The 12,232-nt window shown below is 69.1% G+C and carries 11 protein-coding genes; all 11 read right to left on the reverse strand.

Annotated elements, in window-relative coordinates; all coding sequences use genetic code 11:
- Window positions 1–918: nucleotide sugar dehydrogenase (locus tag AC36XV_RS06240; protein ID WP_492202816.1), on the reverse strand; the 918-nt coding region annotated here is incomplete at its 3' end.
- Between the two features lie 162 nt (window positions 919–1,080).
- Window positions 1,081–1,779: a transglycosylase SLT domain-containing protein gene (locus AC36XV_RS06245; RefSeq protein ID WP_492202817.1), complete on the reverse strand. Its 699-nt coding sequence runs from the start codon at window positions 1,777–1,779 to the stop codon at window positions 1,081–1,083.
- A 33-nt stretch (window positions 1,780–1,812) separates the two neighbouring features.
- A complete protein-coding gene (moaC, locus tag AC36XV_RS06250; RefSeq protein WP_492202818.1) occupies window positions 1,813–2,316 on the reverse strand; it encodes a cyclic pyranopterin monophosphate synthase MoaC in 504 nt (167 codons plus the stop codon).
- A 16-nt stretch (window positions 2,317–2,332) separates the two neighbouring features.
- Window positions 2,333–3,502 (reverse strand): DNA polymerase III subunit, encoded by a 1,170-nt coding sequence (locus AC36XV_RS06255; RefSeq protein WP_492202819.1) that lies wholly within the window; start codon window positions 3,500–3,502, stop codon window positions 2,333–2,335.
- Complete coding sequence (locus AC36XV_RS06260; protein WP_492202820.1) at window positions 3,481–4,704, reverse strand: murein hydrolase activator EnvC family protein; 1,224 nt, start codon at window positions 4,702–4,704, stop codon at window positions 3,481–3,483. Before AC36XV_RS06260 ends, AC36XV_RS06255 begins: the two co-directional genes overlap by 22 nt.
- Window positions 4,694–5,557 carry a cell division protein FtsX gene (locus AC36XV_RS06265; RefSeq protein WP_492202821.1) on the reverse strand — a complete coding sequence of 288 codons (864 nt, stop codon included), beginning with the start codon at window positions 5,555–5,557 and terminating at the stop codon, window positions 4,694–4,696. The genes AC36XV_RS06260 and AC36XV_RS06265 overlap by 11 nt, the downstream gene beginning before the upstream one ends.
- Window positions 5,554–6,246: a cell division ATP-binding protein FtsE gene (gene ftsE, locus AC36XV_RS06270; RefSeq protein WP_492202822.1), complete on the reverse strand. Its 693-nt coding sequence runs from the start codon at window positions 6,244–6,246 to the stop codon at window positions 5,554–5,556. The genes AC36XV_RS06265 and ftsE overlap by 4 nt, the downstream gene beginning before the upstream one ends.
- Window positions 6,247–6,253: 7 nt before the next feature.
- Window positions 6,254–7,249 carry a PdxA family dehydrogenase gene (locus AC36XV_RS06275; RefSeq protein ID WP_492202823.1) on the reverse strand — a complete coding sequence of 332 codons (996 nt, stop codon included), beginning with the start codon at window positions 7,247–7,249 and terminating at the stop codon, window positions 6,254–6,256.
- Window positions 7,250–7,256: 7 nt separating this feature from the next.
- A complete protein-coding gene (locus AC36XV_RS06280) occupies window positions 7,257–8,651 on the reverse strand; it encodes a peptidylprolyl isomerase (protein WP_492202824.1) in 1,395 nt (464 codons plus the stop codon).
- Entirely contained in the window at window positions 8,648–10,081 is a 1,434-nt protein-coding gene (locus AC36XV_RS06285; protein ID WP_492202825.1) for a peptidylprolyl isomerase, read from the reverse strand. Before AC36XV_RS06285 ends, AC36XV_RS06280 begins: the two co-directional genes overlap by 4 nt.
- Window positions 10,082–10,106: 25 nt before the next feature.
- Window positions 10,107–12,232, reverse strand: a 2,126-nt coding sequence (gene mfd / locus AC36XV_RS06290; RefSeq protein ID WP_492202826.1) for a transcription-repair coupling factor, incomplete at its 5' end; no start/stop codon positions are given.

Consider the following 12,232-nt stretch of genomic DNA (forward strand, 5'->3'; position numbering starts at 1 on the left):
CATCTCGGCGTTCACTTCGGCCGCCAGCTCGATGAAGCGGGTCCGGTACTGCAACGTCTTCATCTTCCACGCGAGGAATAACGGATCGATCGGGATACAGTGTCCTCCGAGTCCAGGCCCCGGGAAGAAGCGCATGAAGCCGTACGGCTTCGTCGAGGCGGCGTCTATCACCTCCCAGACGTCGATCCCCAGCCGGTCGGCGATCACCGCCATCTCGTTCACGAGACCGATGTTGACCGCCCGGAACGTGTTCTCGAGGATCTTCGCCAGCTCGGCGACCTCCGGTGAGGAGACCTCGACCACCTGGTCGATCACGTCCGCGTACAGGGCCACCGCGAGGCGGTGGCACTTCTCCGTCAGGCCCCCGACGATCTTCGGAGTGTTCGCCACACCCCAGGTCGGATTGGCCGGATCCACGCGCTCAGGGCTGAAGGCGACGAAGAAGTCCTCTCCCGCCGTCAGCCCCGAGGCTTCGAGCGCCGGCGCGACCAGGTCACGCGTCGTGCCGGGATACGTGGTGGATTCGAGTACGACGAGCTGACCCGCCCGCAGCACTCCGGCGAGCGCCTCGGTGGCCTGCATCACGTACGAGAGATCCGGGTCTTCGGTCTTGGAGAGCGGGGTCGGCACACAGATGATCACCGCATCCGGCTCGGCGAGTCTGGCAAAATCCGTCGTCACCGACAGAACACCGTTGTTCACCGCCGAGGAGACGGACGCGGACGTCACATCCCCGATGTGGGACTGGCCTTGCGATAGATCTTTCACGACCTGCGGGTTCACGTCGAAGCCGAGCACGGTGAATCCCGCATCGACGAAGGCGATTGCCAGCGGAAGTCCCACGTATCCGAGGCCCACGATGCCGACCACGGCTTCGCGGGTCTCGATCTTCGAGAGAAGAGAGTCGAATTCTGACATCGGCGCTGCGTTCCCGGGACGCTGGTTCTTGACGAGATACGTTCCCAACGGGTGTACAGGACGAGCAGGTTTCGTGCCCGAGTATAGGGGATCGACGCCCGATGCACGACGGCCGGCGAGCCCGAGCCCGCCGGCCGTTCGGCGCAGGAAGAACTTCGCTCCCTATTCGCCGCCCATGATGCGGCTCGCGTATCCGTTCGCCGGATCGCCGCCGTTCGCCACGATCGTCCGGACGGTGGCGGGCCCCCGGTTGTAGGCCAGCAGGGCCAGCCGCATGTCCCCCGCGTTCTCCTCCAGCAGGAGGCGCAGGTATCGGAACCCCATCCTGAGATTCACGTCGCGCTCGAACAGGCTTCCCTCGTCCACTGTGGGGTCGAGCCACCGGGCGGTACTCGGGAGGATCTGCGTGTATCCGACGGCGCCGGCTTCGCTGAGGGCATTCCGCCGGAAAGACGACTCGGCCTCGACGAGTCGGAAGGCCAGCTCCGGCTCCAGGTCTTCGGTGAGGGCGATCGAGTGAATCGCTTCCGCGAGATCCGCCGGGATGCGATAGCGCGACGAATACTCGTGGATTTCCTCGAGATTGTGGCTTCGCATCTGGCTGACGGCGAGCTGGCTCCGGACGTCACGCTCCGCCTGCTGGGCCGCGCTCGCGGTGGCCTCCGCCCGGGCGATGCGCGGCTTGGCGGTGCCGAGAAGCCAGGCGGCGTTCAGGACGGTCATCAGGGCGAGCGCCCCGAGGGCCAGGCCCGCGATCGGTCCCGGACGCTTACGGGCATCCCGCAGCTGGTCCCGCAGGTCCACGACCGCGTCTCTCAGCGGTTCGGGCCCCAGTCGGAACTCGTCATTTCGCTTCGGCATATCTATTCTTCCCCTGCTCGAGTCTCGGTTCCCTCACGACGTCCCGACGTCTTCGACCCGGCGCCACTCGCCGGTCCGACCTCCGGACTTGGCGATCAGCCGAACCCGGCCGATCTCCATCTCGCGGTCCAGGGCCTTGCACATGTCATAGACGGCCAGCAATCCGGCCGTCACGCCGGCAAGAGCCTCCATCTCGACGCCGGTGCGACCCTCCGTCGCTACGGTCACACCGACACGTATACCCGGAAGTTCCGGCTTCGTGTCGATTTCGACGTCGATCGCGTCCAGCGTCAGCGGGTGGCAGAGCGGAATCCACTCCGCTGCTCGCTTGGCACCTCCGATCGACGCCACGCGGGCCACCGTAAGTACGTCTCCCTTGGCGACTTCGTTCGCCCGGACCGCGGCCAGGGTCTCAAGGTCCATACGGATCTCACCCTCGGCCGTCGCCTGTCGCCGGGTCACCGGCTTCGCGCTCACGTCCACCATGCGGGCGCGGCCCCGGTCATCCACGTGCGATAGCGAGTCCGTTTTAGCCATAACCCTTGCTAATACCTCATCCGTTGCCTGGTGTTCCGACCGGAGAGCGCGACTCGGGGACCAGCGTCGAGCCCAGGTCCGCCAGCAGCACGGCCACGATGCTCTGCGGGTTGCCGTTCCCGGCCGCCGCGGCGCGGGCGACCTCGACGTGCTGAACGGCCCTGGCCAGCCGATCCGCCCGCAGATTCGTGAACGTTCCCACCCGGCCGGCCGTCTCGCTGTCCAGGGCGGCCTCGGGGACTCCCGCCGCCACGGAGGCCGCGTCGCGCAGGGTGCGCTCGAGGGCGTCCAGCATCCCCGAGAAGGCGCCGCGTGCGCCGGCCGGGGGGTAGCCCGCGGCGAGCCGGAAGCGGTCTGCCCTCGATCCTCGAAGCGCGCAGGCGAGGAGCGTCTCCGCCTCGCGGGAAGGGTTCGTGCCGTCCTCGTCTCTCGATGCGAGCACGGTCCCGATCGAGCCCTCGAAGCGCCGAAGGGCGGAGGCCGCCTCTTCGGCGGGCATCCCGGCGTGCTCGACGAGGAACTCGCGGGCCGCCGCGTGCGCCGGAGCGGTGACCCGGACCTGCAGGACGCGGGAACGAATGGTGGGCAGAAGGGCTCCCGGGCGACTGGACGTCAGGAACACCAGCGTGTCGGGTGGCGGCTCCTCCAGCAGCTTCAGGAAGGCGTTGGCGGCTTCGGGGCTCGAGGCCTGCGGTACCATCCTCTCGGCGTCCCCGATCACGAACACCGCGGAGGGCCCCATGGCCGGCCTCTGGATCGCCTTCGATCGGATCTCCTCGACCATGGGCAGGAAGATCGAGACGGAGTCATCCGCCACCGTGGGCCAGAGGGGATGCGACCGACGCGCGTCCAGCTCTTCGAGTCTCGCCTCCTCCAGCTTCTGGCGCCGCCGGTCGCCGGATACCCCCTTCGGCGAGGGAAGGGGAAAGAACCAGTGAATGTCCGGATGCTGAAGCCCGGCGGCCAGCCGACACGACGTGCAGCGTCCACAGGGGCGGTCCGCCTCGCCGCCGCATTGGACGAGGGCGGCGAGCCACAGGGCCAGACGCTGCTTTCCGACGCCCGGAAGGCCGCAGAACAGGAGCGACTGCGGGATCCGTCCGTTGCCGGCGGCCAACGCCAACCGCTCCTGCAGCTCCGAGTGCCCGACGACGGGAAGCAGGCTCACGATCGCCCCCGCAGCCACCGCACCGGGTCCACCTGCCGCGGGTTGCCGCCCCGACCGGGCTCGTAGATCTGGAACTCGACGTGGGTGCCTCCCGGCGAGGCATCGTCGCCTCCCACGTGTCCGATGAGCTGGCCGGCGCTCACCCTGTCCCCCATGCGGACCCGCAGATCCTGCAGGTACAGGTAGACCGAGAAGTAGCCTCCGCCGTGATCGATCACCACCGTCTGTCCGAGCACGCCCCGCGAGCCTGCCCATGCGACCTCGCCGGCCTCGACGGCCGCGACCGGGGTGCCCCGGGCGGCTCCGATCCCCACCCCCTTCCACACGTCCTCCACGTCCGGCTTGGCCTCGCCGAACCGATACACGATGCTGCCCTCCACCGGCCAGTTCAGGCTCCCCAGGTCGGAGGTCCGGAGGGTCGAAGTGCTCGAGGTGCCGGCCACCCGCTCGGCTTCGATGCGGGCCCGCTCGAGCTCGGCCAGCAGGTCTCCGAGCTGGCGCTCCTCCTCGTCGAGCGCCGAAATGCGGGTTTCCGCCTGGGACGCCCGGCGCCGGGTGTTCGCCAGCCGGCGCTCGCGCTGCGCTTCCAGGACCTCGAGGTCGCTGATCTCGCGCTGCTTCTCGCCCCGAAGGGACCGAAGGCGGGCGAACTCCTGCGCCAGCTGCTGCCGCTGCTCCACCAGCCGCTCTTCCAGCCTCTGCACCTGGCGCACCAGGGTCCGGTCGTACTGAGCGACGAGGTGCAGGTACTTGTAGCGGCTGAGCAGGTCGCCGAAGGAACGGGCCTCCATCATCACCTGCACGGCGTGGAGATCCCCGCGCTTGTAGATCTCCCGCAGCCTCGCCTGCAGCTCGGTGCGCCGCAGGATCAGCTCGTCGTGGGTGCGGAGCATGTCGCGCGTGGTCTCATCGACCAGCATCGCATAGGCCTGGATCTGCAGGTCCAGCTCGTCAAGCGCCTCCAGCGAAGACCCGATGCGGCCCTCGATGTTGGCGATCTCCTCGGAGAAGGTGTGGACCTGCCCGCGGAGCGTCTCGTACTCCCTCGCCAGCTGCTGGCGCTCCCTGCGGATCTGCTCGAGCCGGTCCTGGCTGTCCCGGATCTGGCTTCCGATCGCATCCTGGCCGGACGCCGGGGCCGGAAACGTGACGGAGAGGCCGAGCGCCCCGAGTGCCAGGCAGGCGACCACCCGGATCCGGGCGGTTCGCTCAGTACGCATCGATCCGGCGTAGCTCCCGGCGCACGGCGCGCCACGCGGCCAGGATGCCGAGGAACCCGGCCAGCGCCAGCCCACCGGCCACCCACGGATCGGGCAGCCAGGAGAGCGATACGAGCGTCCGCTCGATCGCCTCGTAGGCGCCCCGGGTCATGCCGAGGGCCAGGAGCCCTCCGCCGAGGCCGGTGAGCAGCCCCTCCACCAGGAACGGGCGCCGGATGTATCCGTCGGTCGCGCCCACGGTCTGCATGATGGCGATCTCGCGGGCCCGTGCGAGCACCGTCATGCGGACGGCGATGCCGATGAGGAGAGCCGCCCCGATGGCGAAGCTGGCGCCGAGAATGACGGCCGCTCCGCCGGCCACCCGTCGCAGCGCGTAGATCCGATCGACCCATTCGCGTCCGTACCGGGTCTCCTCCACGAAGTCATACGACGAGATCCGGTCGGCGACGGCCTCCACGTCGGCCGGCGTGCGATGATCGGCCAGCAGGGACACTTCGATCGAGGCGGGCAGGGGATTGACCTCGAGGTCGGAGTAGACGTCCGAGAACTCGGTCAGCTCGCGGGAGGCCTCGAACAGGGCCTCGACCTTGGATACGTACCGGGCGGCTTCGACCTCCGGAAACGACTCGATCTCGTTGCGCGCGATCTCGATCAGCTCTTCGGAGGCGTCGTCCCGCAGGTAGGCGACCACCGCGACGCGTCCTTCCACGTCGGACAGGGCCACGTCGATGTTATGCGCGGTGAGGCCGAAGAGGCCGAGGCTGAACACGCTGAGGCCGATCGCCACCACCGAGAGCCCGGTGAGGACCGGGGCCCGACGGATTCCGGCCAGCGCTTCGCGCAGCGACCTCATGCCTCCGCCTCCGCTTCCGCTCCGCCGGCGGAATCGTACACGAGCCGGCCCTGTTCCAGCTCGATGACCCGCACGTCGCCGTGCCTGCGGATGAGCTCCGCGTCGTGGGTCGCCATGAGGACGGAGGTCCCCGACGCGTTGATCCGCTGAAACAGGTTGAACACGCCGGCGCTGGCCCGATCGTCGAGGTTTCCGGTCGGCTCGTCGGCCAGCAGGACCAGCGGCTCGTTCGCGAGGGCGCGGGCCACGGCCACCCGTTGCTGCTCTCCTCCCGAAAGCTCCCGCGGGTAGGCGCCGGCCCGGGACGCGAGCCCCACCTGGTTCAGGAGCTTCTGGACCCGCGGTCCCACCTTCGCGCGAGGCAACCCGGTCACCTGGAGCGCGAAGGCCACGTTCTCCTCGGCGGTGAGGTTCTCGAGCAGGCGGAAGTCCTGGAAGATGTAGCCCACCCGGCGACGCAGCTCGGGAAGCTCGCGCCGCTTTATGCGCTTCGAGCTGAAGCGGGACACGCGCACCTCTCCCGAGGTGGGCTGATGGAGCATGTGGACGAGCTTGAGCACCGTGGTCTTGCCGGCGCCCGAGGCACCGGTCAGGAAGGCGAACTCCCCCTTCCGGAGGTGGAAGGACACGTTGTGGACGGCGGGCGTAGCCCCGCCGAAGCTCTTCGTCACGGAGTGCAGCCTGACCACCCTGTCTCTACCTCCCCCGGTGACAGAAACGGACGCACTGTTCGATCGCCGTCCTCATCGAAGAGGGATCGGCGACGCCTCGGCCCGCGATGTCGAACGCCGTGCCATGATCCGGAGAGGTGCGCGGGAAGGGAAGCCCTGCCGTCACGTTCACTCCGGTCTCCCCCGCCAGGGTCTTGAGGACGGCGAGACCGACATCGTGATACGGAACCATGACGACATCGACGGCGCCCTCGACACAGCGGCGAAACACGGTGTCCGCCGGAAAGATGCCTTCAACCGCGACGCCCTCGGACTCCCTGAGGCGCGACGCGGCCGGTTCCAGCACGCGCGCCTCCTCGTCCCCGAACAGCCCCTGCTCGGAAGCGTGCGGGTTCACTCCGGCCAGCGCAAGACGCGGCCGGTCGATGCCCCACCACTCCCGGAGCGCCCGGGCGGCGATGGAGGACCGCCGCACCACGAGGTCGACGTCGAGCAGCCCGGGCACGCTCCGGAGGGGCACGTGTACCGTGAGCAGGGCGACCCGGAGAGGGCCGCCGAGGATCGTCTCCTCGGCGGCCATGATCATCGTCACCTCCGGTACCCGGCAGCGTTCCCGCAGGATCTCCGTGTGGCCGGGGTGGCTCACGCCGGCGGCACGGATGGCCTTCTTGGCGATCGGGGCCGTGACGAGCCCGTCCGCTTCGCCGGCCAGGCACAGGTCGATGCCGGCTTCGATCGCGGCCAGCGAGAGCTCGCCTGCCTCCCGATCGGCGCCCTCGTTCCACCGGCCGATGGAGCGGAATCCCGTCGCCGGGGGAAGATCGAACGGGATGGGGAGAGAGGCGGGATCCGGCCCGATGACCACGAACTCGGCCTGTTCGCGCGGCGCCAGGTCCACCAGCGCCGCCCGTGTCACTTCCGGGCCGATGCCCCTGGGGTCTCCCAGGGTGACCGCGATGCGGGGAAGGCGGGACGCATCACCTGCGACCTTCGCATGGCCGGCGGTCGGCCCGCCGATCAACCCGCGATCAGAGCCGGATATCGACGTATACCTCGTTTCGGAGCTCTTCGAGGAAGCGCACGTAGCCTTTCTCGTACAAGAGGTTCTCCCGGATCTGTTCCCGCACGTCCTCGAGCTTCCAGCTTCCCGCGGACTGGTAGCTCGTCACCCGCACGATGGCGAACACGGGCGGACCGCCCGGGAAGCCTTCGGTCTGGAAGGGGCCCACCACCGAGCCGGGGACCGGGTTCGCGAGCGCCTGCGCGTATGCCTCCCCGAACTGCCCGATCCGATCGTACGGAATCTCCGGGAAACGAACCGGGATCTCCCGGAGACCGTAGCGGTCGGCCATCTCGCGGACGGTGGCCTGGTCGGCCCGGATCGAGTCGGCCACCGCGATGGCCAGCTCGCCGGTGCTGCGGAAATCCTCGTCCGAAAGCACCGGGCGGATCAGGATGTGGCGGATCTTGCGCTCGCCACCGCGCACGTTGTCGACCCGGATGATGTGAAAGCCGAAGCGGGTCTCGACGGGGCCCACGGGCTCGCCGGTGCGGGCCGACCATGCCGCATCGGCGAAGGCGTCGACGAGGGCTGCACGCTGTACCCACCCCAGGTCGCCCCCCTCGTTCCGGTTGGACAGGTCCACGGAGTACTCCCGGGCGGCGATCTCGAACTCCTTCCCGTCCTCGATCTCGGCCAGGGCCTGTTCGGCCAGCTGCCGGGCGCTGTCCCGAGCCACCTGGCCCGGCCGCGGTTCGATGACGACCTGTTCGAAGCCGATCGAGGCGGGGCGTGTCTCGCCGGCCAGGTTCTCCTCGAAATAGGTCTCGATCTCTTCGTCCGTGACCGACACCGGCGGAAGGTCGTTCCGGCTCGCCCGGATGAATTCGTCGATCAGCATCTGCGATCGAACCTGGCTGCGAAGCCACTGGCGATACTGCACGAGGGTCCGCCCGGATTGGGTGACCGCCGCCTGGAAATCGCTCGCCGTGGGGAAGGAGTTCCGGATCTCCCGGAACCGGCGATCGGTCTCTCCGTCCAGCGCCTCCGGAGGCAGCCGGAGATCGGATTCCTCCGCCTTCTGCAGCAGGATTCGCGAGTCGACCAGGTTGGTCAGCGTCTCCTTCGCGAGCGAATCGAACTCCGCGGTCCCGAACTCGGGGATCTCCTCCCCCTGCGCTCCGGCCTGGACGATCGACTCGATGATCTCGCTGTACAGGATGGCCGTGTCGCCGACCACGGCGACGATCCGGTCGACGGTCTCGACCGTGTCCACGACGGCGGTCGAGGGAGCGTCCGGCGCGTCCTCCCCCGGCTCCTGTGCCACGGCCCGCCCGGCCGGGAGAAGCGCCACGCACAGGGCGAGCGAAGTCGCCGCCGCCGTGATGCCGATCCAGGGCCGGCGCGTGATGGAACCGCTCATCCGATCTCCACCCTCGTCTCTCCGGTGTCCACTTCGGGCATCTCGCGCTCCGCCGGCCCCACGCCGGCCGCTCGCAGCTCGCTTGCCTGCCGAGCCGCGCTTCGGACGCCGGCGTCATCTACCCGAACCGGAAACATCGGGTCCAGCACCACCCGGAACTCGCCCAGCCACGGCAGCGCCCTGGACCGGGTCATCACGCCCTGAAGGAAATAATAGCCTTGCTCGTCGATGTCGAAGCGGGCATCGGCGACCAGCTGGCTCGTGAGCCCCATGCGTCGGGCAATGTGTCCGAGCTGCTCCGCCAGGGCCGCGGCGAGCGCCTCTCGCTCCTCCGCGTTCGCCGTCACGCCCGACTCGGCGGCGGCCTGTATGAGGATCTCATCCCGCGCCAGCCGCATCAGGTAATCGTAGATCTCATCCTCCGTGGCCTCGGCGAACGCGCGGCGGAGGTCCTCGCGAACCACGAAGAGGCGCCGGAGCTCCCCGACGGACAGATTCCCTCCATCCCACGTGACCAGCCGCATTCCGTCCGGGATGCGCTCCGCCGCGAGCTCCGGGTCCCCGGCCACGTCCGAGGCTACCGCCAGGGCGCCCTGGAGGACGGTGCGCCGGGCGTTGCCGACCTCGGTTTCCAGCGCCTCCTGCTGGCGGGCCTCCTCCCGCTCCTCGAGCACCCGGCGATAGAGCTGGTCGCGGGCCTCCTCGAAGTCGGGCTCGCGTCGTGCCTCCACCCGGTACAGGAAGACCTCGTCATCCGTCACCACCACCGGGCTGATCTCGCCCGGCCGGAGGGAGAACACCGCCGAGTCGGCCGCCGCCGGAAAGTCGTCGTGCCCCTGGTAGGCGAGGATCTGGCCCCGCGCCTGGACTGGTTCGCTGCTCACCTCCCGGGCGATCTCCACGAAGTCCGCGCCGCCCACGAGACGCTCGCGCACCGATTCGGCCCGGGCGAGCGCACCGTCCCGACCTTCCCCTCCTTCGGGCACCTCGAGAACGATCCGGCGGACGTCCAGTCGAGTGTAGGGCTGACGGAGCTCGAAGTATGCCCGAAGCTCCTCCTCAGAAGGCTCGATCCCGGCCATGACCACGCTGTCCCGGTAGCGCATGACGGCGATGGCGGAGAGGTGACGCCCGTCTTCCATGAGGCGGGTGTAGTCCACCGCCCGGGTGGTGTCGGGCTCGGCGTACAGCCGGGAGAGGACGATGAAGTCGGCCCACAGGCGCGCGAACTCCCCGGCCCAGTACGGCGTCAGCGCCGAATCGGGAATCGGGGAGGCGGCCATCAGGTGCGCGAGCTCTCCCTGGTCCAGGGTCAGACCCCCGGCCGTGGCGGCCGGACGGGCGTGCTGCGTCAGCGCGTCGTCGAACGCGCCGCACGCGGCCAGGACGGCCGGCAGAGCCAGCACGATCGCGAATAGCGTTCTATTCATGGACTCCAGCGTTCCTTGCGGGATGTCAACGGGCCCCGGAAGCCTTCAGGTCCGGGGCATCTTCCAGAATCTCCAGTGCCGCGACGAGCGTGGGCAACAGCGGCTCCACCCCGGCGCGGGAAAGCTTTAAGGATAACGGCTGCGTACGCCGCACTTCAACCGCGATCTGGCGATCGGTGAGCGCGTCGCGGAGCGGCGCGAGACGGGGGACCGCATCGGAGGCGAAGTTCATGCGGGCATCCCGCTCGGATACCCGCAGCCATTCCACGCCGATCCGGCCTCCCACCAGACGCAGGCGCACGGAGGCGAGGAGCCGCACGGCCGGCTCCGGTATGGGGCCGAAGCGGTCGCGGAGCTCCTCCTCGAGCTCGTCGATCTCCGCCGTGCTTCCGAGCCGCGAGATCCTCCGGTACAGGTTCAGCTTCTGCTCGGAGCCCGCGACGTACTCGTCCGGGAGGTAGCTCTCGCCCTCGACGTTCACCTGCGTTCCGCCCGTGGACGGTTCCTCGTCCTGGCCCCGGAGACGGCGGACGGTGCGTTCGAGGAGCCGCTGGTAGGTGTCGAAGCCTACGGCCTGGGCGAAGCCCGACTGGCTCGCCCCGAGCAGATTCCCGGCGCCCCGGAGCTGGAGGTCCTTGAGCGCCACCCGGTATCCCGAGCCGAGCTCCGTGTGGTGCTCGAGAATTCGGAGCCGCTGCACGGCCTCGGGCGTCACGCCTTCGGGCACCAGAAGGTAGCAATACGCCCGGTGGTGCGATCTGCCGACCCGTCCCCGCAACTGGTACAGCTGCGCGAGCCCGAAACGGTCGGAACGGTGGACGATCATGGTGTTCGCCGTCGGCACGTCGAGGCCGTTCTCGATGATCGAGGTCGACACGAGGATGTCGAGGTCCCCGTCCATCAGGGCCGTCATGGTCTCCTCGAGGTCCCGCTCCCGCATCCGGCCGTGGGCCACGGCCAGCCTCGCATCCGGGGCCAGCCGGCGAACCCGCTGCGCGAGGGCATCGATCGTCTCGATCCGATCGTGGACGAAGAAGACCTGCCCTGCGCGGTCGAGCTCGCGGCGGATGGCGTCCTGGAGAACCGCGTCGCTCCACGGCAGCACGTGGGTGATCACGGGCATCCGGTCGCGCGGCGCCGTCTCGATCAGCGACAGGTCGCGCAGGCCTCCGAGCGCCAGCTGAAGCGTGCGCGGGATCGGGGTGGCCGTCAGCGTGAGGACGTCCACCGTCCGCTTGAGGTCCTTCAGCCGCTCCTTGTGCCGCACCCCGAAGCGCTGCTCTTCGTCCACCACCAGGAGACCGAGGTCCCTGAATGCCACGTCGCGGGAGAGGAGGCGGTGGGTGCCGATCGCGATGTCGATCCGACCTTCCTCGAGGTCGTGCAGCGCCGCCTTCTGTTCGGCCGCGGTGCGCAGACGCGAGAACGCCGACACCCGGACCGGGTACCCGGCCAGGCGCTCCGAGAAGGTGTGGAGGTGCTGTTCCACGAGGATGGTCGTCGGAGCCAGGACGGCCACCTGCTTGCCGTCCTGGACGGCCTTGAAGGCGGCGCGAATGGCCACCTCGGTCTTCCCGTACCCGACATCGCCGCACACCAGGCGATCCATGATCGCCGGGGCCTCCATGTCCCGCTTCACGTCGAGCCATGCCGAGCGCTGGTCCGGAGTGTCCTCGTAGAGGAAGGATGACTCCATCTCTCTCTGCCACCGGGTGTCCGGACTGAACGCGAACCCCTCGCTGACCCGCCGATGGGCGTACAGCTCGAGCAGCTCGGTCGCCATGGCCCGGATCGACTCCTCCGTCCGGCTCCTGAGCTTCTTCCACTTCTTCCCGCCCAGCTTGTGGACGGCCGGCGGGCGGACCGACTCCTCCGCCTCTCCCACGCCCGTCCACTTCTCGATCAGGTCGAGCCGGTAGTGTGGCACGCGGAGGATCTCTCCCTCGGCGTACTCGATCTTGAGCGTCTCCACCGTCTCGTCGCCGACGACCACTCTCTCGAGGCCGTCGAACCGGCCGATGCCGTGCTCCAGGTGCACCACGTAGTCGCCCGGGGTGAGCGACGCGATGGATTCCAGCGGGGCCACCCCGTGCAGCCTCCGCTGCCGCCTCACCCGGCGTGATCTCGCGAAGATCTCGTGATCGGTGAGGA

It is taken from the genome of Candidatus Benthicola sp. (assembly GCF_058719085.1).